General features: G+C 59.9%; 20 protein-coding genes. 14 read left to right on the top strand and 6 right to left on the bottom strand.

All coding sequences use genetic code 11. The annotated features are described in order from the left end of the window. Positions 1-80: 80 nt before the first annotated feature. The 7 genes from entC to IMQ56_RS02570 all read left to right on the top strand — a co-directional run bounded on the left by entC (position 81) and on the right by IMQ56_RS02570 (position 7419). Positions 81-1256 (top strand): isochorismate synthase EntC, encoded by a 1176-nt coding sequence (gene entC, locus IMQ56_RS02540; protein ID WP_017382512.1) that lies wholly within the window; start codon positions 81-83, stop codon positions 1254-1256. 9 nt (positions 1257-1265) lie between these two features. Next, positions 1266-2876, top strand: a complete 1611-nt coding sequence (entE, locus tag IMQ56_RS02545) for a (2,3-dihydroxybenzoyl)adenylate synthase EntE (RefSeq protein WP_196063741.1) — start codon at positions 1266-1268, stop codon at positions 2874-2876. A 10-nt stretch (positions 2877-2886) separates the two neighbouring features. Continuing rightward, entirely contained in the window at positions 2887-3741 is an 855-nt protein-coding gene (locus IMQ56_RS02550; RefSeq protein WP_015571175.1) for an isochorismatase, read from the top strand. Continuing rightward, a complete protein-coding gene (gene entA / locus IMQ56_RS02555) occupies positions 3741-4493 on the top strand; it encodes a 2,3-dihydro-2,3-dihydroxybenzoate dehydrogenase EntA (RefSeq protein WP_015571174.1) in 753 nt (250 codons plus the stop codon). The genes IMQ56_RS02550 and entA overlap by 1 nt, the downstream gene beginning before the upstream one ends. After that, positions 4493-4906, top strand: coding sequence for a proofreading thioesterase EntH (gene entH / locus IMQ56_RS02560; protein WP_015571173.1), 414 nt, complete (start codon positions 4493-4495; stop codon positions 4904-4906). The genes entA and entH overlap by 1 nt, the downstream gene beginning before the upstream one ends. Positions 4907-5055: 149 nt before the next feature. Next, a complete protein-coding gene (gene cstA, locus IMQ56_RS02565; protein WP_015571172.1) occupies positions 5056-7161 on the top strand; it encodes a pyruvate/proton symporter CstA in 2106 nt (701 codons plus the stop codon). A 60-nt stretch (positions 7162-7221) separates the two neighbouring features. Further along, positions 7222-7419: a YbdD/YjiX family protein gene (locus IMQ56_RS02570; protein ID WP_006809671.1), complete on the top strand. Its 198-nt coding sequence runs from the start codon at positions 7222-7224 to the stop codon at positions 7417-7419. Here the strand turns inward: IMQ56_RS02570 and IMQ56_RS02575 are convergent. The 4 genes from IMQ56_RS02575 to IMQ56_RS02590 all read right to left on the bottom strand — a co-directional run bounded on the left by IMQ56_RS02575 (position 7416) and on the right by IMQ56_RS02590 (position 10170). Then, on the bottom strand, positions 7416-7820 hold the full coding sequence (locus IMQ56_RS02575) for a helix-turn-helix transcriptional regulator (protein WP_023303271.1): 405 nt from the start codon (positions 7818-7820) through the stop codon (positions 7416-7418). The genes IMQ56_RS02570 and IMQ56_RS02575 overlap by 4 nt on opposite strands. Continuing rightward, positions 7801-8097, bottom strand: coding sequence for a type II toxin-antitoxin system RelE/ParE family toxin (locus tag IMQ56_RS02580; RefSeq protein WP_023303272.1), 297 nt, complete (start codon positions 8095-8097; stop codon positions 7801-7803). Before IMQ56_RS02580 ends, IMQ56_RS02575 begins: the two co-directional genes overlap by 20 nt. 183 nt (positions 8098-8280) lie before the next feature. Next, on the bottom strand, positions 8281-9024 hold the full coding sequence (locus IMQ56_RS02585) for a 3-oxoacyl-ACP reductase family protein (RefSeq protein WP_196063740.1): 744 nt from the start codon (positions 9022-9024) through the stop codon (positions 8281-8283). A gap of 57 nt (positions 9025-9081) precedes the next feature. Continuing rightward, positions 9082-10170 (bottom strand): oxidoreductase, encoded by a 1089-nt coding sequence (locus tag IMQ56_RS02590; protein ID WP_196063739.1) that lies wholly within the window; start codon positions 10168-10170, stop codon positions 9082-9084. 159 nt (positions 10171-10329) lie between these two features. On the opposite strand from IMQ56_RS02590, the gene IMQ56_RS02595 reads away from it, so the two are divergent. From IMQ56_RS02595 to IMQ56_RS02610, 4 genes are all read left to right on the top strand, one after another. Beyond that, positions 10330-11832 (top strand): sugar ABC transporter ATP-binding protein, encoded by a 1503-nt coding sequence (locus IMQ56_RS02595; protein WP_023296101.1) that lies wholly within the window; start codon positions 10330-10332, stop codon positions 11830-11832. Beyond that, on the top strand, positions 11829-12824 hold the full coding sequence (locus IMQ56_RS02600; protein ID WP_032647655.1) for an ABC transporter permease: 996 nt from the start codon (positions 11829-11831) through the stop codon (positions 12822-12824). The genes IMQ56_RS02595 and IMQ56_RS02600 overlap by 4 nt, the downstream gene beginning before the upstream one ends. Positions 12825-12843: 19 nt before the next feature. Then, entirely contained in the window at positions 12844-13908 is a 1065-nt protein-coding gene (locus IMQ56_RS02605; RefSeq protein WP_032647657.1) for a sugar ABC transporter substrate-binding protein, read from the top strand. Positions 13909-14000: 92 nt separating this feature from the next. Continuing rightward, entirely contained in the window at positions 14001-15242 is a 1242-nt protein-coding gene (locus IMQ56_RS02610) for an LVIVD repeat-containing protein (RefSeq protein WP_032647659.1), read from the top strand. A gap of 52 nt (positions 15243-15294) precedes the next feature. Here the strand turns inward: IMQ56_RS02610 and mtnK are convergent, their stop codons facing one another. Next, positions 15295-16494: an S-methyl-5-thioribose kinase gene (gene mtnK / locus IMQ56_RS02615; RefSeq protein WP_032103099.1), complete on the bottom strand. Its 1200-nt coding sequence runs from the start codon at positions 16492-16494 to the stop codon at positions 15295-15297. A 102-nt stretch (positions 16495-16596) separates the two neighbouring features. Here mtnK and mtnA point away from each other — a divergent pair, with 102 nt between their 5' ends. After that, on the top strand, positions 16597-17613 hold the full coding sequence (gene mtnA / locus IMQ56_RS02620; protein ID WP_196063738.1) for an S-methyl-5-thioribose-1-phosphate isomerase: 1017 nt from the start codon (positions 16597-16599) through the stop codon (positions 17611-17613). A gap of 41 nt (positions 17614-17654) precedes the next feature. After that, entirely contained in the window at positions 17655-18134 is a 480-nt protein-coding gene (locus IMQ56_RS02625; RefSeq protein ID WP_017382500.1) for an SRPBCC family protein, read from the top strand. A 35-nt stretch (positions 18135-18169) separates the two neighbouring features. On the opposite strand, the gene IMQ56_RS02630 is transcribed toward IMQ56_RS02625, so the two are convergent. Further along, on the bottom strand, positions 18170-18442 hold the full coding sequence (locus tag IMQ56_RS02630) for a helix-turn-helix transcriptional regulator (RefSeq protein WP_017382499.1): 273 nt from the start codon (positions 18440-18442) through the stop codon (positions 18170-18172). A 106-nt stretch (positions 18443-18548) separates the two neighbouring features. On the opposite strand from IMQ56_RS02630, the gene IMQ56_RS02635 reads away from it, so the two are divergent. Continuing rightward, entirely contained in the window at positions 18549-18776 is a 228-nt protein-coding gene (locus IMQ56_RS02635) for a helix-turn-helix transcriptional regulator (RefSeq protein ID WP_015571165.1), read from the top strand. Positions 18777-18830: the final 54 nt, after the last annotated feature.

Below are 18830 nucleotides of genomic sequence, written 5' to 3' on the forward strand. Positions count from 1 at the left end.
GGGCGATGTGGGATTAGGTTAGCCGACGAAAATATAAATGATAATCATTATTACTGCTTTTATCATTTTAGGAGGATGATATGGATACGTCATTGGCTGAGGACCTTCAGCACACCGCGACCACGCTGCAATCAGACAGCTTTTTCTTTATGTCGCCCTATCGCAGTTTTACCACGTCAGGCTGTTTTGCCCGTTTTTCTGAACCCGCCGTCGGCGGTGACGATCCGGCGGGCCCCTTTCAGCAGAAATTAGCTCAGGCTTTCCAGAATGCGAAAAATAGCGGCATTGCCCATCCGGTGATGGTAGGGGCGATCCCCTTCGATACCCGCAAACCGTCATCGCTGTTTATTCCGCAACGCTGGCAAACCTTCTCCCGCCCGGCGCGTCAGCAGTCCGCACGCTACGCCTCCGGCGCGCAGACGCTGAACGTGCAACAACGCACCGAGATCCCGCCGCAGCCGGTTTTCGAGGAGATGGTCGCCCGCGCCGCGTCGCTCACCGCCACGCCGCAGGTGAATAAGGTGGTACTGTCGCGCCTGATTGATATCGCCACCGACAAACAGATTGATAGCAGCGCGCTGATGGAGCGTCTTATCGCCCAGAACCCGGCGAGCTTTAACTTCCACGTACCGCTGGAAGACGGCGGCGTGCTGCTGGGCGCCAGCCCGGAACTGCTGCTGCGTAAAGAGGGCGCGCACTTTAGCTCGCTGCCGCTGGCGGGCTCTGCGCGCCGTCAGCCGGACGATGTGCTGGATCGCGAAGCGGGCACTAAGCTGCTGGCCTCCGAAAAAGACCGTCACGAGCACGACCTGGTAACGCAGGCGATGAAAACCATTCTGGAACCGCGCAGCCATCATCTGACCATGCCGGCTTCCCCGCAGCTCATCACCACCCCGACGCTGTGGCATCTGGCGACGCCGGTAGAAGGTGACGCGCGTGAAAACGAGAACGCCCTGACGCTGGCCTGTCTGCTGCACCCGACGCCAGCGCTAAGCGGCTTCCCGCATCAGGCGGCAAAAGAGCTGATTGCCGAGCTGGAGCCGTTCGATCGTGAGCTGTTCGGCGGCATCGTCGGCTGGTGCGACAGCGAAGGTAACGGCGAGTGGGTGGTAACTATCCGCTGCGCGCGGCTGCATCAAAATACCGTTCGCCTGTTTGCCGGCGCGGGCATTGTGCCTGCTTCCTCCCCGGTGGGCGAGTGGCGCGAGACGGGCGTGAAGCTCTCCACCATGCTCAACGTGTTTGGTTTGCACTAAGGAATACTCATGACCATCCCTTTTACCCGCTGGCCTGAGGATTTTGCCCGCCGCTACCGTGAAAAAGGCTACTGGCAGGATCTGCCGCTGACCCACATCCTGACGGACCATGCGGACAACGATGCGGTCGCGATAATTGACGGCGATCGCCGCATCACCTACCGCGCGTTTAATCAGGCGGTGACGAATCTGGCGTCTGTCCTTCAGGCGCAGGGGCTGCATCGCGGCGAGACAGCGCTGGTGCAGCTCGGCAACGTGGCCGAGTTCTACATCACCTTCTTCGCGCTGCTGCAAATCGGCGTCGCACCGGTCAACGCGCTCTTTAGCCATCAGCGCAGCGAACTCAACGCCTACGCGGAGCAGATCAAACCCGCCGTGCTGATTGCCGATCGCGACCACACGCTGTTCGCGGGTGATGATTTTCTCAATACCTTTGTGGATGCGCATCGCTCGGTACGCGTTGTGCTGCTACGCGGCGATAAGGGCGAACACGCGCTGGAGGCGGCGATTGCACGCCCGGCGGACAATTTCATCCCGAACCCGACGCCCGCCGACGAAGTGGCGTTCTTCCAGCTCTCCGGCGGCAGCACCGGCACGCCGAAGCTGATCCCGCGTACGCACAACGACTACGACTACAGCATCCGTCGCAGCAACGAAATCTGCGGTATCACTGCGCACACCCGCTATCTGAACGCGCTTCCTGCGGCGCATAACTACGCCATGAGCTCGCCGGGATCGTTAGGCGTTTTCACGGCGGGCGGCTGCGTGGTGCTGGCTAACGATCCGAGCGCCACGCTCTGCTTCCCGCTGATTGAGCAGCATCAGATAAACGTCACCTCACTGGTGCCGCCCGCGGTCAGCCTGTGGTTGCAGGCGATTGCCGACGGCGCGGGGAACGCCCAGCTGAAATCCCTCGAACTGCTCCAGGTAGGCGGCGCACGTCTCTCCGCCACGCTTGCGGCACGTATTCCGGCGGAAATTGGCTGCCAGCTTCAGCAGGTGTTTGGCATGGCGGAAGGGCTGGTGAACTACACCGCCCTCGACGATGCGCCGGAGCGCATCATCAATACCCAGGGCCGCCCGATGTGCCCGGACGATGAAGTGTGGGTGGCGGACGAGGACGGCAACCCGCTGCCGCGCGGGGAAGTCGGGCGTCTGATGACGCGCGGCCCTTACACCTTCCGCGGCTATTTCAATAGCCCGGAACACAACGCCAGCGCCTTTGATGCCAACGGTTTCTACTGCTCGGGCGATCTGATCGCCATCGATGAGCAGGGTTACATCACCGTGCAGGGGCGCGAGAAAGATCAGATCAACCGCGGTGGCGAGAAGATCGCCGCCGAAGAGATCGAAAACCTGCTGCTGCGCCACGACGCGGTGATCCACGCCGCGCTGGTGAGCATGGAAGACAGCCTGCTGGGCGAAAAAAGCTGCGCGTACCTGGTGGTGAAACAGCCCCTGCGCGCGGTGGAGGTGCGCCGCTTCCTGCGCGAGCAGGGCGTCGCCGAATTTAAGCTGCCGGACCGCGTGGAGAGCGTGGATGCGCTTCCGCTCACGCCGGTCGGCAAAGTTGATAAGAAACAGTTGCGCCTGTGGCTTGCTGAACGCGCCCAGGGCTGAGGAACAGATAATGGCCATTCCAAAATTAACCGCATACGCGCTGCCAACCGCCGCCGAACTGCCGACCAGTAAAGTGAACTGGGCGTTTGAACCGGAGCGCGCCGCGCTGCTGATCCACGATATGCAGGAGTACTTCCTGAACTTCTGGGGCGAAAATAGCGACATGATGCAGCAGGTAGTGGCGAACATCGCTAAACTGCGCGCGTACTGCAAAGAGCACAATATTCCGGTGTACTACACCGCGCAGCCGAAAGATCAGAGCGATGAAGACCGCGCCCTGCTGAACGATATGTGGGGGCCGGGCCTGACTCGCTCGCCGGAGCAGCAGCGCATCGTCGCTGAGCTGACCCCGGACGAAGCGGACACCGTGCTGGTGAAGTGGCGCTACAGCGCGTTTCACCGCTCGCCGCTGGAGCAGATGCTTAAAGAGACCGGGCGCAACCAGCTTTTGATCACCGGCGTGTACGCCCACATCGGCTGCATGACCACCGCCACCGACGCCTTTATGCGCGACATCAAACCGTTCTTTATCGCCGACGCGCTGGCGGATTTCACCCGCGACGAGCACCTGATGTCGCTGAAATACGTGGCAGGACGTTCGGGCCGCGTGGTGATGACCGACGAACTGCTGCCGTCCGTTCCGACAACGAAAGCCGCGCTGCGTGAGCTGATCCTGCCGCTGCTGGACGAGTCCGACGAGCCGATGGATGACGAAAACCTGATCGACTACGGTCTGGATTCAGTGCGCATGATGGCGCTGGCCGCCCGCTGGCGCAAAGTGCACGGCGACATTGATTTCGTGATGCTGGCAAAAAATCCGACCCTCGATGCCTGGTGGGCGCTGCTCTCCCGCGAGGTGAAGTGATGGCTTTTGATTTCACCGGTAAAACGGTCTGGGTGACGGGCGCGGGTAAGGGCATTGGTTATGCGACCGCGCTGGCATTTGTGGAGGCCGGGGCGCAGGTGACCGGGTTCGATCTGGCTTTCCCTCACGGCGAATATCCGTTTGCCACCGAAACGCTGGACGTGGCGGATGCGGCGCAGGCGAGTGACGTCTGCGGGCGTTTGCTCAGCAGCCTTGAGCGGCTCGATGTGCTGGTTAACGCGGCGGGCATTCTGCGTATGGGCGCGACGGATCAGCTCTCGCAGGAGGACTGGCAGCAGACCTTTGCGGTCAACGTCGGCGGCGCGTTCAACCTGTTCCAGCAGACGATGGGCCAGTTCCGTCATCAGCAGGGGGGGGCGATTGTGACGGTGGCCTCTGACGCGGCGCACACGCCGCGCATCGGCATGAGCGCCTACGGCGCGTCGAAAGCGGCGCTGAAAAGCCTGGCGCTGACCGTCGGGCTGGAACTGGCGGGCAGCGGCGTACGCTGTAACCTGGTGTCGCCGGGTTCAACGGATACCGACATGCAGCGCACCCTGTGGACCAGCGATGATGCGGAACAGCGGCGCATTCGCGGCTTTGGTGAGCAGTTCAAGCTCGGCATTCCGCTCGGTAAAATTGCCCGTCCACAGGAGATTGCTGCGACCGTGCTGTTCCTGGCATCCGATGCCGCCAGCCATATCACCTTGCAGGATATCGTGGTGGACGGCGGCTCCACGCTGGGGGCGTAATGATCTGGAAACGTCATTTAACGCTCGAGGAGCTGAACGCCACCAGCCTGAATACGATGGTGGGGCACCTTGGCATCGTCTATACCCGCCTCGGGGACGATACGCTGGAAGCAGAGATGCCGGTGGATGCCCGCACCCACCAGCCGTTTGGCCTGCTGCATGGCGGCGCCTCGGCGGCGCTGGCGGAAACGCTGGGCTCAATGGCCGGTTTTCTGATGACCCGTGACGGGCAGAACGTGGTGGGCACGGAACTGAATGCCACGCACCACCGCGCGGTCTCTCACGGTAAGGTACGCGGCGTGTGTCAGCCGCTGCATCTGGGCCGTTCCAGCCAGAGCTGGGAGATCGTGGTGTTCGACGAGCAGGGGCGGCGGTGCTGTACCTGTCGGTTGAGTACGATGGTGTTGGGGTAAGTCATTCAGCTGAAAGTGATCGGCTTAACACTGTGGTGTAAATCTCTGGTTTGACCACGCATTATTGCGTTTCAAAGTTGTTAAATTTTATCCGTTGTTCTAGAAACAAAATGTAACATCTCACTGTTTCACAACAACGGACAACAACTATGAACAACTCAGGGAAATACCTTACGTGGGCGGTGCTCTCCGTGGTGGGAGCCTTTGCCCTGGGCTATATCGCCCTCAACCGGGGGGAGCAGATCAACGCGCTGTGGATCGTCGTCGCCTCCGTCTGCATTTATCTAATCGCATACCGTTTTTATGGCCGCTATATCGCTAAGACGGTACTGGGCGTAGACGGCACGCGCATGACGCCGGCCGTGCGTCATAACGACGGGCTGGACTACGTGCCGACCGATAAAAAAGTGCTGTTCGGTCACCATTTCGCGGCGATTGCCGGGGCAGGCCCGCTGGTGGGGCCGGTACTGGCCGCGCAGATGGGCTACCTGCCAGGGATGATCTGGATCCTCGCGGGGGTGGTGCTGGCGGGCGCGGTGCAGGACTTCATGGTGCTGTTCGTCTCCACCCGCCGCGACGGTCGTTCGCTGGGTGAGCTGGTGAAAGAGGAGATGGGCGCAACCGCCGGGGTGATTGCGCTGGTGGCGACCTTTATGATCATGGTGATCATCCTCGCGGTGCTGGCGATGATCGTGGTGAAAGCCTTGACCCACAGCCCGTGGGGAACCTATACCGTCGCCTTCACCATTCCGCTGGCGCTGTTTATGGGGATCTATATCCGCTATCTGCGTCCGGGGCGCATTGGTGAAGTTTCAGTTATTGGCCTGGTGTTCCTGGTGTTTGCCATTATCTCCGGCGGCTGGGTAGCGGAAAGCCCGACCTGGGCGCCGTTCTTCGACTTCACCGGCGTGCAACTGACCTGGATGCTGGTGGGCTACGGCTTTGTGGCGGCGGTGCTGCCGGTGTGGCTGCTGCTGGCCCCGCGTGACTACCTCTCCACCTTCCTGAAAATCGGCACCATCGTCGGGCTGGCGATCGGCATTCTGATTATGCGCCCGACCCTGACCATGCCTGCGCTGACCAAATTTATTGACGGCACCGGCCCGGTCTGGACCGGCAACCTGTTCCCGTTCCTGTTTATCACCATCGCCTGCGGCGCGGTGTCGGGCTTCCACGCGCTGATCGCCTCCGGAACCACGCCGAAGATGCTGGCGAATGAAAATCAGGCCTGCCTGATTGGCTACGGCGGCATGCTGATGGAATCCTTCGTGGCGATTATGGCGCTGGTTTCGGCCTGTATTATTGACCCGGGCGTTTACTTTGCGATGAACAGCCCAATGGCGGTACTGGCCCCGGCCGGCACCGTTGACGTGGTTGCCTCTGCCGCGCAGGTGGTCAGCGGCTGGGGCTTTGCGATTACCCCTGAAACGTTGACGCATATCGCTAATGAGGTCGGCGAGCAGTCAATTATCTCCCGCGCAGGCGGGGCGCCAACGCTGGCGGTGGGCATGGCCTACATTCTGCACGGCGCGCTGGGCGGGCTGATGGATGTCTCGTTCTGGTATCACTTCGCCATTCTGTTCGAGGCGCTGTTTATTCTGACGGCGGTGGATGCCGGTACGCGTGCGGCGCGCTTTATGTTGCAGGATCTGCTGGGGGTGATCTCCCCGAACCTGAAGCGTACCGATTCACTCCCGGCTAACCTGCTGGCGACGGCGCTGTGCGTGCTGGCGTGGGGCTACTTCCTGCATCAGGGCGTGGTCGATCCGCTCGGCGGGATTAACACCCTGTGGCCGCTGTTCGGTATCGCCAACCAGATGCTGGCGGGCATGGCCCTGATGCTCTGTGCCGTAGTCCTGTTCAAGATGAAGCGCCAGCGTTACGCATGGGTGGCGCTGGTGCCAACGGCGTGGCTGCTGATCTGTACCCTGACCGCGGGCTGGCAGAAAGCCTTCAGCCCGGACAATAAGGTGGGCTTCCTGGCGATCGCCAACAAGTTCCAGGCGATGATCGACAGCGGTAAGATCCCGGCACAGTACACCGAATCTCAACTGTCGCAGCTGGTGTTTAACAACCGTCTGGACGCCGGGCTGACCATCTTCTTTATGGTGGTGGTTGTGGTGCTGGCGTTGTATTCTCTGAAAACCGCGCTGGCGGCGTTGAAAGTCGACAAACCGACGGCGAAAGAGACGCCGTATGAGCCAATGCCTGAGAACCTGGACGAGATTGTCACCCAGGCGAAAGGGGCGCATTAACCCGTGTGCCGGGTGGCGGCTTCGCCTTACCCGGCCTACATTTCCTGTGAGATCAGAACTATGTTCGACACCCTTTCCAAAGCAGGTAAATACCTGGGCCAGGCCGCTAAAATGATGATTGGCGTGCCGGATTACGACAACTACGTCGAGCATATGCGCGTCAACCACCCGGACCAGACGCCCATGACCTACGAAGAATTTTTCCGCGACCGTCAGGACGCCCGCTACGGCGGCAAGGGCGGGGCGAAGTGCTGTTAACCCTCTTTTGGTAAATAGAGGCTGATCTGCTCCTGTTTACAGCCGTAAATTGCCGCCAGCTTTTCGCGGGTGCGCTTTTGCGGTCGGGAGTCCAGCGCCTCAAGCTGTGATACGGCGGACTGGCTGATGTCAAGCTTCTCCGCCACCTCCTGCTGGGACATGCCGCGTAAAATGCGCCAGGCGGCCTGTAGGCTGACGTTCTCGCTATGCATGATGTCGCATACTTCACCAGGTAATCCTACGTCATCATAACAATCGTGTTCGACTTCAATATCCTCTAGATCATCATCGGTTTCGTCGTCAATTTCTGCCATCTGTAAGCACATACGAAAGTATTCATCATAGGGAATAACGACGTACTGCGCTTTTCCGTCATCGTCCTTAATTAGCTGAACAGCCATAGGGGGCTTTCTCCTCGTGAAGGTAGGTCGTTGATGTTCTGCGCTTGACGGCCAAAACATAACAATGGTTATCGGGATCGTCCCGAAGTGTAATCAGAATGCGGTAATCGCCAACGCGTAGCCGGAAATGATTTTCTGTTGCCGATATTTTTTTGATATCGGGCCGGGGAGCTGAGCGATCGTCCAGCTCAGCAAGTTTTGCTTTGATTCTTCGCTGATATCGGCCATCGATTTTGGAAAACTCTTTCTTTGCATTCTTTGACCAGACAATCTTCATCCGTACCTCCACTGTACGACCACACAAATTATAAGGAAATAATAAGACTATTAGATAAATTCCGAATTTCTTATGGGGTACTGTAGAGCGGAGAAAAACCGCGAGAAAGCGGCAAAACGCGAATCGTCGAGGCGGCTCGAACAGGCCTCTGCCGGGCGACAGAGGCATACAGTAAATTTGCGATCAGGCGTTCAGACCGCCGTCGACATCCAGACCGGTGCCGGAAATTTGCCCCGCAGACGGGCTGGCGAGGAAGGTGACCGCCGCTGCGATATCCTCCGGCTGGCCGTAATGGCCCAGGGCAATAAGCTGACGCTGAGAGTCAGCCTGCTCGCCGTCTTCCGGGTTCATATCGCTGTTGGTCGGGCCGGGGTGGACCAGGTTGACGGTAATGCCGCGCGGGCCTAAATCGCGGGCCAGACCTCGGGTGAGGGAGTTAAGGGCAGACTTGGTCATCGAGTAGACGGCGATCCCCGGCTGTGCCACGCGGTTCGCCAGACAGCTACCGATGTTGATGATGCGTCCGCCGTCAGACATATGCACCAGCGCTTCCTGAATGGCGATCACCACGCCGCGGATGTTGACGTTGATCAGAGCGTCGATGTCCGCCAGGGTCATGGACTCCAGCGGGCCGCCGCGCGCAATCCCGGCGTTATTGACCAGAATATCCAGCCCGCCGAGGGAGCGCGCCGCCTGCGTGACCGCATCCTGAATCGCCTGCGCGCTGGCGCTGTCGGCCTGAATCGCCTCGCCGTGTCGCCCCAGCGCGTTGATCTCATCGACAACCTGCTGGGCTTTATCGACGGATTTTTCGTAGGTGATAACCACATCGGCACCGGCGCGTGCCAGCGACAGCGCAATCGCCCGACCCAGCCCACGACTGGCGCCAGTAACCAGCGCCTTTTTACCTGTTAAATCGATCTGCATGATGACCTCGTTGCAAGAGTGGAGAGAATCATCATTAGGTATAGCCCGTCGGCGCGATTAACGGCTGAAGGATTCCACCTTCTCAAACGCGGCGCGCAGCACCTCAGGCGTTAACGTCACCGGCAGATAGTGAATCGACTCCACCGGGCGCAGGGTGTGGGCAATGACCTTATCCAGCTCGTCGCGGTTGTGAATATCGACGTCCAGCTCGCGAAGCGTGGTCGGCAGATTGAAGCGCTGGTACGCTGCCACCAGCTGCGCCAGCACGTCGTCCTGACCGAGCAGGGCGCTCTGCACCAGAATGCCGTAGGCCACCTTGGTGCCGTGCAGGTATTTTTCCGTCTGCGGCAGCACGGTTAAGCCGTTGTGCACCGCGTGCGCCGCCGCCACGCGGGTATAGCGCTCACCCAGACCGCCGACCATTCCGCCTCCGGCAATAATCGCATCCACCACGTCCCGGAACGCCTGCGTCTGTTCGCCGCGCTGCTGATCCGCAAGCGCCTCTTCGCTGCGTTCCAGCAGCACGTCACGGATCGCCAGCGCACCGTTCAGGCCAAGACGCACGGTCAGCGGCAGACTCTCAGGTTGAGGGGCGAGCACCGCCGCTTCGTACCACTTCGCCAGCGTATCGCCGATGCCCGCCAGCAGATATTCCGCCGGGGCGTTAAGGATGATCTGCGGCTCCACCAGCACCAGAAAGTTGGCGTCGTCAAAAATCTCAAACTGTAGCGCCTGACCGGCATCGTTGTACCAGACGGAGAGCGGGGTCCACGCCGCGCAGGTGGCGGCGATAGTGGGAATGCCTACGAACGGCACGCCCAGACGACGCGCCACGGCCTTGACGGTATCCATTACCGCACCGCCGCCCACGCCAATCACCACGCTGGTTTCACTACCAGACTCGTTCACCAGATGGGTGACGTCACTCTCGCTGCAATGGCCCTTAAACAGCAGATGTTTTGCCCCCGTCGCGTTAAAACTCTGCGGCAGATAAGGGCGTGCGCCCTCGATTGCCCGCTCGCCGTAGATCCACACCGCGCGGGAAAGCTGTTCCGGAGTAAAGAAATCATCCAGGTGGGCAAAGCTTCCCGGATGAGAGAAGTAGTTCGCCGGGCCGGGCACTACGCGGATATCGGTGTTGCTCATGAAGTTGTCCTTTTTTAGCAAGCGCTAACCCGATGTTATGTCTGGACATCCGGATGGCTAATAATATTTTGCTTTAACTTATGCCTTTTACGTCGTTGTCAGTCAACAAGAGCTGTGAAAAATTCGCTAAATCAGAAGAGTAATGAAGGATTTACGCGGATGGTTTCCAGTCGCCTTGAGATGCGCGGTATCAGCCTGGCCTTTTCCGGCTTTCAGGCCCTGTCGCGCGTGGATTTCACCCTGAACGGCGGGTCGGTGCATGCGCTGACCGGCGCCAACGGCGCGGGGAAATCGACGCTGATGGCGGTGCTGTGCGGGACGCACGATCGTTATGAAGGCGAAATCTGCATTAACAACCAGCCGGTAAGTATCCGCGAGCCGCTGGACGCCAAACGGCTGGGTATCCACCTTGTGCAGCAGGAGGTGGATGTGGCGCTCATACCCGGGTTAAGCATTGCCGAAAACATCATGCTCGACCAGTTGGCGCATCCGGGGCACCGCTACAGCTGGCGCGCGGTTCGTCAGCAGGCGCGGCAGGCGCTGGCGCAGCTGGATGTTTCGCTCGACGTACGCCGCTCCATCGACAGTTGCACGCTGGCTGAAAAACAGCAGATTTTGCTGGCGCGGGCGCTCTCGCACCACTGCCGTTTTCTCATTCTTGATGAGCCCACCGCGCCGCTGGACGCGCACGAGAGTGAGCGTCTGTTTGCGGTAGTAAGACGTCTGCAACAGCAGGGTATCGGCGTGGTGTTTATCTCTCACCGCATTCACGAGCTGAAGGCCATCTGCGACACCCTGACGGTGCTGCGCGACGGCAGGCTGATTGAGTCCGGCCCGATGGCGGATCTGAGCGGCGAAGCGATTGTTGAGAAGATGCTCGGCCACGAGCTGAGCGATATCTATCCGCCCCCGCGCCCGCCGCACGGTGAGGAGACGCTGCTGCGGGTGGAAGGGCTGCACGACGATGCGCTGCTGAAAGATATCTCCCTGCACCTGCGCAAAGGTGAAATCCTCGGCATTGCCGGGCTGGCGGGGGCGGGGAAAACGGAACTCTGCAAGGCGCTGTTTGGCGCCAGCAAAAGCCGCGTCGCGCGCGGCGAGCTGAACCATCAGGCCTGGAAACCGCGCGATCCGGCAGACTCGGTACTGCGCGGTCTGGCGCTGGTGCCGGAGGAGCGGCGCAAAGAGGGCATTTTTATCGACGAGCCGGTGAGCATGAACCTTGCCGTGTGTGCCGATAACAGCTTCTCGCGCTGGAGCCTGTTTGGTCATCGTCAGGCGTGGCGCTGGGCAGAAGAGGTGATTGCCCGCGTCGGTGTGCGCACGCGCGGGCCGGGGCAGGTGCTGCGTCGGCTTTCCGGCGGTAACCAGCAGAAGGTCGCCATCGGCAAATGGCTGCGCAATGACGCCAGCGTGCTGATATTCGACGAGCCGACCAAAGGCGTGGACGTGAAGGCCAAAACCGATCTGTTTCAGCTGATCGACGGCCTGGCGCGCGAGGGCAAAGGGGTGATTTACGCCTCGGGCGAGTTTGCCGAACTGGTCGGGCTGTGCGACCGCATCTGCGTACTGTGGGACGGGCGCATCGTGGCGGAAATCGCCGGAGCCGAGGCCCGGGAAGAGACACTACTTTATTATTCAACCGGAGGAACGGCGTCGTGAGCAAGGCCCTTTCAGTGAACGCGGCGGCGTCTGGCCGTCAGCAGGTTTTCGATTTTCTCTACAGGTGGGGCATGCTGTTGACCGTCGTCGCGCTGGTGGCGGTGTTTGGCCTGGCGTCGGACAGCTTCCTCGATCCGAACAACATCATCAACATTCTGCGCTCGATTGCCATCGTGACGGTGATTGCCATCGGCGTCTCGATTTCGCTGACCGTCGGCGGGTTCGATCTCTCGGTGGGGTCAACCGCGTCGCTGGCGAACGCGCTGGTGATTTCGCTTTTCGTCTGGCACGGCTTCGGCACCACCGAGTCGATTCTGCTGACCCTAGCGCTCTGCACGCTGGTCGGCCTGTTTAACGCCTTTCTGATCGTCATCCTGCGCATTCCGGACATGCTCGCGACCCTTGCCAGCCTGTTTGTCATCCAGGGCGTGGCGATGACCTACAGCTACGGCGGGTCGATTACCGAGAACATGGTGCTGCCGAGCGGCGACATGGCGGAAGGGACCATTCCGGCGGCGTTCAGCCTGCTGGGACAGGTGCCGACCATTGTGATCGTCATGCTGGTGGTGACGATTCTGGCGCAGCTTGGCCTGTCGCTGACCACCCACGGACGCCGGATGTACGCCATTGGCGGCAACCCGGAAGCCGCGCGACTTTCCGGCATTCGCACCACGCGCTACAAGGTGGCGGCCTACGTGATTGCCTCGCTGCTGGCGGGGCTGGGCGGCATTCTGCTGGCCTCGCGCATTGGGTCGTCGCAGGTGAATGCGGGCGGCGGCTACCTGATGGATGCGGTGGCGGCGGCATGGATTGGCTTCTCGCTGGCCGGGTCCGGCAAGCCGAACGCGCTGGGCACGCTGGTGGGGGCGGTGATCCTCGGCGTGCTCTCCAACGGGCTGGTGATGCTCTCCGTGCCGTATTACGCCATGGACATTATAAAAGGGCTGGTGCTCGCGGTGGCGCTGGCGATTACTTACATACAAAAACGCTGACAACACAACGGGATAATAAATGAAAAAGATTGCACTCTCTTTAGTGGCTCTTGGGTTACTCACTGCTCTGCCGGGCCTGGCGGCTACCCCCGCGCCGGTTCCGGCCGCCATTGCGAACCATGACGGCCCCATTCGCATCGCGGTGATCCGCAACCTGGGCTCGGACGACAACACCACGCAGTTTGTTGCCGGGGCGATTCAGGAAGGGAAAAAGCTCGGCTTTAAGGTCAGCACGTTTTTAAGTAACGGGGACGACGCCAGATTCCAGGACTTCGTTAACCAGGCCATCAGCCAGAAATACGACGGGATTATTCTCTCTCAGGGGCGCGATCCGTACTCCACCGCGCTGGTGAAGAAGGCGGTGGATGCCGGGATCAAAGTTTCGGTGTTTGATACCGCCGTGAACGGCGAGATCCCGGGCGTAACCGTTACCCAGCAGGACGATGCCTCCCTGACCAACCTCTCTTTTGGTCAACTGGCGAAAGATTTCAACGGCAGGGCCAATATCGTCAAGCTGTGGGTCGCGGGCTTCCCGCCAATGGAGCGCCGTCAGGCGGCGTATAAAGAACTGCAAAAGCAGTATCCGGAGATTAAAGAGCTGGAGTCCATCGGCGCGGTCTCCTCTGACGTGCAGGGCGACACCGCCAACAAGGTGGGGGCGATCCTCGCGAAATACCCGAAAGGTAAAATCGACGCCATCTGGGGGACCTGGGATGCCTTCAGTCAGGGCGCGTATAAGGCGCTGAAAGAGAATGGCCGCACCGAGATCAAGCTCTACAGCATCGACATCTCCAACCAGGATCTCCAGCTGATGCGCGAGCCGGGTAGCCCGTGGAAGGTGAGCGTGGCGGTAGATCCGAAGCTGATTGGCGCGACCAACGTACGCCTGATCGCCAATAAGATTGCCGGAGAAGCGACGCCTGCCACCTACGATTTCAAGGCGGCGGCTATTCCGCAGGCGCTGCTGATCGCCCAGCCGGGCGCGGTGAACGTGGCGTCTCTGGGGAAAATCATTCCAGGCTGGGGCCAGACGGAAGATTTTATCGCGCCGTGGTTTGCGACGCTTGCCGCTAAAAACAAGTAAACCAAGCCGGGTGGCGGCTGCGCCTTACCCGGCCTACATTTCGTACCCGTAGGCCCGGTAAGCGTAGCGCCACCGGGCGTAAGGAGCATAAGGTGTCTCAATTACCCCCTCCCGAATACAGCCGCAATATGCGGCTGATTGGCCATAGCGACCAGGGCGGTCGTCCGGACGGTGTACAGCTGATGGTGCACCGTGGTTTCGCCTATATCGGTCATATGGTGTCGCAGGGCTTTTCCATTGTCGACGTGCGCGATCCGAAAAAACCAAAAGCCGCAGGTTACGTGCCCGCGCCGCCGGGTACCTGGAACGTACACCTCCAGGCGCACGACGATTTGCTGCTGGTGATTAACGCCCGGGATCTGTTTGCCGATACGCGTTTTGCCGATGAGAAGGTCTACTACACCCGCCAGGTGGGGGAGACCGTCAGCGACGTGCAGGATAAAGGCTGGAGCGCCGGGCTTCGCGTCTTTGATATCTCCACGCCAGACAGGCCGCGCGAAATCGGCTTTCTGTCGCTGAGCGGCATCGGCATTCACCGCATCTGGTACGTCGGCGGCCGCTGGGCCTACGTTTCAGCGCTGATCGACGGCTTTACCGACTACATCTTTCTGACCATCGATCTTGCGGACCCGCGTAAGCCTGAAGTCGCGGGGCGCTGGTGGCTGCCCGGGATGAACCAGGCCGAAGGTGAGAAGCCGGACTGGCCGGAAGGAAAACGTTACGCCCTGCACCATGCGATTATTGCCGGCGACACCGCCTACGGCAGCTGGCGCGACGGCGGCCTGACGCTGCTGGACGTGAAGGACCGCGCGCAGCCGAAGCTGATTAGCCATCGCAACTGGAGCCCGCCGTTTGGCGGCGGAACGCACACCGCGCTGCCGCTGCCGGACCGCGACCTGCTGGTGGTGCTGGACGAAGCGGTGCTCGACAATCAGGAAGACGGCGAAAAGCTGATCTGGCTGTTTGATATCCGCGAGCCGTCGAACCCGGTCAGCATCTCGACCTTCCCGCAGCCGGATGAAACCGACTACGTGGCGAAAGGGGCGCATTTCGGCCCGCACAACCTGCACGAGAACCGGCCGGGAAGCTTCGTCAGCTCAACGCTAATTTTTGCGACGTATCAGAACGCGGGCGTGCGCGCGTATGACATTTCCAATCCGTATCGCCCGGTAGAAACGGGAGCGCTGGTGCCCGCGGCGCCGGAGAGGATGATGGATACGCGGCCCAACCGCCCGCAGGTGATCCAGTCGTGCGACGTGTTTGTGGATGCGCAGGGGATTATTTACAGCACGGACTATAACGGCGGGATGTCGGTGATTGAGTATCTGGGGTGAGTGCGGTTTGATGCCCTCACCCCGGCCCTCTCCCACAGGGAGAGGGAGAAAATCAGCTGTACTGCCGCACTCGCGCCACCAGCTCTTCCGCGCTGTCGATGCGGTCGGCAATGACAATCAGCGCTTTACCGAGGGATATTGCATGGCGGAGGCATTCGTGGCGCATGGCTTCATCCTGGATGGTATCGATATCCGCCACGTGTGAAAGCCCGACGCTGCGGCGAATCAGCTCGGTGCCGCAGAACCCGATGGCGTCATGCCAGACCTTTTTCAGGAACGCGGAGGCATAGCCCGGCGCGCTGAGTGCGGCGTCGCGGGCTTTCTCGTTTGCCAGCGCCTGGAAGCGCTCCGCGAAGGTGTTCCACAGTTCCTGAATATCGTTCAGGCGCTGCTCGCGCGCGGCGGCGGCATCGCGAATGCCGAGGTGCCCAGGCAGGCCGCAGAAGTTCAGCAGCAGGTTGCCGATGGCGGTGCCAACGTCAAAGCCAATCGGCCCAAAATAGCCGAACTCAGCGTCGATGGCCTTCAGGCTGCCGTCGGCCACAAAAATCGAACCGCTGTGAATGTCTCCGTGCAGCAGGGCTTCGGCGTGCGAGAAAAAGCGGTGCTTGAGGGAGGCCACGGCGATTTTAAGCTGGGCGTCGTCGCGCAGGGCGGCAACATCGTTTTCCAGCTCGGCCGGGTAGCTGTTGCGCGCGTGGATCTGGTACGGATCGTTAAAGAACAGATCTTCGGTGATCTCGCACATCTCCGGGTTGATGAATTTCGCTACCTGCGCTTTTTTATCGTGCGGATGCAGATAAAAATCGCTGGTGTGGAACAGGGTGTGAGCCAGATATTCCCCCAGCTGACGCGCCGCCTGGGGGTAGTAAATGTTGTTAATCAGCTCGCCGCGCCAGATGCGATGGCTGGAGAGATCTTCCATCACCATCACCGCCAGTTCCGGGTCAAAGTGGTGGATTTTCACCGTGTGCTGCGGGCTGTGCTGGTAATGCTCGACCAGGGTTTGCGCTTCAAGACGGGCACGATCCAGCGTCAGCGGCCAGGATTCGCCGACGCAGCGTACATAGGGCAGCGCCTGCTTAACGACGATGCGGCTCACGCCCGCGCGGTCGAAAATTTTAAAGACCAGGTTGAGGTTGCCGTCGCCGATTTCCTGCGCCTCTACCAGCGATGAAGGATCGTCAAGTCCGCCAAACTGCCTGGCATACTCCACGGCGTCCTGAGCGGTAAAGGTACGGTATTGCGACATGGCCTGCTCCTCAGTTTTGCTAATTAAGACATGTAGACGTCTATACATCTGGAATTCATCCTGACACAATGTGCTACAACAACGCAACAGGGAATTAACGACATGCAGACATTACAGACGACCAGCCTGCGGGTGGCGGATAATCAGCTCTTTATTCTCGACCAGCAGGCGCTTCCACAGGAGAAACGCTGGCTGGATGCCTCGACGGTCGAGGCGCTGGTCGGGCACATCCACACCCTGCGGGTGCGCGGCGCGCCGCTGATTGGTCTCTCTGCAAGCCTGCTGCTGGCGCTGTTAGCGGAAAGCGGCAAAAGCCGCGACGAGCTGGCGGTGGCGCTGGAAACCCTGCGCGCCTCCCGCCCGACGGCGGTGAACCTGATGAACAATCTCGACCGCATGAAGCTGGCGCTGTGGCAGGAAGATTATGTTCCGGCGCTGGTGGCTGAAGCGCTGCGGCTGATTGACGAAGACAAACGGCTCTGTGACGCTATTGCCAGTGCGGGCAGCGCGCTGGTGAAGCCCGGCAGCCGTCTGCTGACCCACTGCAACACCGGCGGGCTGGCGACGGCGGGCGTCGGTACCGCGCTGGGGGTGATTGCTCGCGCGCATCAGGAAGGCAAGGTAAGCAACGTCTGGGTGGATGAAACCCGTCCGCTATTGCAGGGCGGCAGGCTGACCGCGTGGGAACTCGGCGAGCTGGGCGTACCGTATCAGCTGATTACCGACTCCATGGCCGCCAGCCTGATGGCAAAAGGGCAGGTGGACGCCGTGTGGGTGGGTGCAGACCGCATTGCCGCCAACGGCGACGTGGCGAACAAAATCGGCACCTATTCCCTGGCGGTGCTGGCGAAGTTTCACGGCATTCCGTTCTACGTCGCTGCCCCGCAAACGACCCTCGACCCGGACTGCCCGAACGGTGACGCAATCCCGATTGAGCAGCGCGCGGCCAGTGAAGTGACGGGCGTGGCGGGGAGCTTTGGCGCGGTGCAGTGGGCGCCGCAAGAGGCGCAGGTCTATAACCCGGCGTTTGACGTCACGCCTGCCTCGCTGATTAGCGGCTGGGTGCTGGATACTGGCGTGGTCACGCCGGACGAGGTAGCGAAAGGGAAATTTGCCTGAGTCCGGCTATCCTTTAAGGGGGGCCCTGAGAGGACAACATCGTGACGCTCGATCCTGACACAGACTTAAAACTGGAGCGCGTGGTGGATGCACCGCGCGACCTGCTGTGGCTCTGCTGGACCACGCCGGACCACATCAAAAACTTCTTCATCCCTGCACCGCATAAGGTGATCGACTGCGACCTCGATCTGCGCGTGGGTGGGCGGTTCAATACCATATTTGAGGTGGATGGGCAGCGGATGGATAACCGGGGCGTGTTTCTTGAAATCGACCCGGGGAACAAGCTGGTCTTTACCGACGGTTATACCGAGGGCTGGAAGCCTGCCGAAAAGCCGTTTATGACGGCGATCCTGCTGCTGGAGGACGTTGGGGAGGGCAAAACCCGCTACACGGCGATTGCGCGTCATCCGACGAAGGAAATCCGTGAGCAGCATGAGCAAATGGGCTTCCACGAGGGGTGGGGCGTGGTGCTGGATCAGCTGGTGGGGTATGTGAAGTCTCTTCAACCCCCTCTCCCTTGAGGGAGAGGGTTGGGGTGAGGGGGAGAAGGCGTTGATCATGTTGAAGACAGATTTCTCTTTTTTGTATTCCTCATCTGACGAAATACTGGCGCTCCCTTTTCATCAAAATATCTTTCCGGCCATATCACATCAGGCGGAATGTCTAGCGCCTGAGCGATAAGCAATTCACCTTTAGGCCATGGTCGGGTAAGCGCATTTGCCAGTGTGGATGATGAAAGCCCAGCCTTTCGAGACAAGGCTGCGAGGCTTGTTCCATGTTTCTTTAGTGCGGCGATAATATCGGCTGAGTGCCAGTTCTGCTGACGCATTTTGTCCTCCTTAGGTGTGTTTGTTACGCACTCAATTATCCTGTTTTGGGATAAAAACACAACGGGAGGATATTCGATTTCAGGATATTTGTATGGAATCGGAACAATGGCCTCAGTTTACTCGGATGAATACCAGCGTGTTATCAATGCGTTGAAGAAAGCTCGTAAAGAGAAGGGGATTACTCAGGCCCAGCTTGCGGAGGCTTTAGGGAAACCCCAATCGTTTATCGCTAAAGTGGAAAGTGGTGAACGCAGGTTAGATGTGGTGGAGTTTGTGCATCTGGCGAGGTTGGTTGATGTGAATATATCGTTGATTTTGAATGAAATAATATAGATAAGAAAATAGCAAAGTTAATTATATGGTAAATGATAAAACATCGTGCTCAAG

The organism is Enterobacter sp. Res13-Sevr-PEC09-46 (assembly GCF_015672585.1).
In the GTDB taxonomy this organism is placed as follows: domain Bacteria; phylum Pseudomonadota; class Gammaproteobacteria; order Enterobacterales; family Enterobacteriaceae; genus Enterobacter; species Enterobacter hormaechei_C.

Bases quoted from the DNA above. Each gene is read 5' to 3' on its own strand.
- entC (WP_017382512.1), top strand. From the start codon at position 81: ATGGATACGTCATTGGCTGAGGACCTTCAGCACACCGCGACCACGCTG.
- entE (WP_196063741.1), top strand. From the start codon at position 1,266: ATGACCATCCCTTTTACCCGCTGGCCTGAGGATTTTGCCCGCCGCTAC.
- IMQ56_RS02550 (WP_015571175.1), top strand. From the start codon at position 2,887: ATGGCCATTCCAAAATTAACCGCATACGCGCTGCCAACCGCCGCCGAA.
- entA (WP_015571174.1), top strand. From the start codon at position 3,741: ATGGCTTTTGATTTCACCGGTAAAACGGTCTGGGTGACGGGCGCGGGT.
- entH (WP_015571173.1), top strand. From the start codon at position 4,493: ATGATCTGGAAACGTCATTTAACGCTCGAGGAGCTGAACGCCACCAGC.
- cstA (WP_015571172.1), top strand. From the start codon at position 5,056: ATGAACAACTCAGGGAAATACCTTACGTGGGCGGTGCTCTCCGTGGTG.
- IMQ56_RS02570 (WP_006809671.1), top strand. From the start codon at position 7,222: ATGTTCGACACCCTTTCCAAAGCAGGTAAATACCTGGGCCAGGCCGCT.
- IMQ56_RS02575 (WP_023303271.1), bottom strand. From the start codon at position 7,820: ATGGCTGTTCAGCTAATTAAGGACGATGACGGAAAAGCGCAGTACGTC.
- IMQ56_RS02580 (WP_023303272.1), bottom strand. From the start codon at position 8,097: ATGAAGATTGTCTGGTCAAAGAATGCAAAGAAAGAGTTTTCCAAAATC.
- IMQ56_RS02585 (WP_196063740.1), bottom strand. From the start codon at position 9,024: ATGCAGATCGATTTAACAGGTAAAAAGGCGCTGGTTACTGGCGCCAGT.
- IMQ56_RS02590 (WP_196063739.1), bottom strand. From the start codon at position 10,170: ATGAGCAACACCGATATCCGCGTAGTGCCCGGCCCGGCGAACTACTTC.
- IMQ56_RS02595 (WP_023296101.1), top strand. From the start codon at position 10,330: ATGGTTTCCAGTCGCCTTGAGATGCGCGGTATCAGCCTGGCCTTTTCC.
- IMQ56_RS02605 (WP_032647657.1), top strand. From the start codon at position 12,844: ATGAAAAAGATTGCACTCTCTTTAGTGGCTCTTGGGTTACTCACTGCT.
- mtnK (WP_032103099.1), bottom strand. From the start codon at position 16,494: ATGTCGCAATACCGTACCTTTACCGCTCAGGACGCCGTGGAGTATGCC.
- mtnA (WP_196063738.1), top strand. From the start codon at position 16,597: ATGCAGACATTACAGACGACCAGCCTGCGGGTGGCGGATAATCAGCTC.
- IMQ56_RS02630 (WP_017382499.1), bottom strand. From the start codon at position 18,442: ATGCGTCAGCAGAACTGGCACTCAGCCGATATTATCGCCGCACTAAAG.
- IMQ56_RS02635 (WP_015571165.1), top strand. From the start codon at position 18,549: ATGGCCTCAGTTTACTCGGATGAATACCAGCGTGTTATCAATGCGTTG.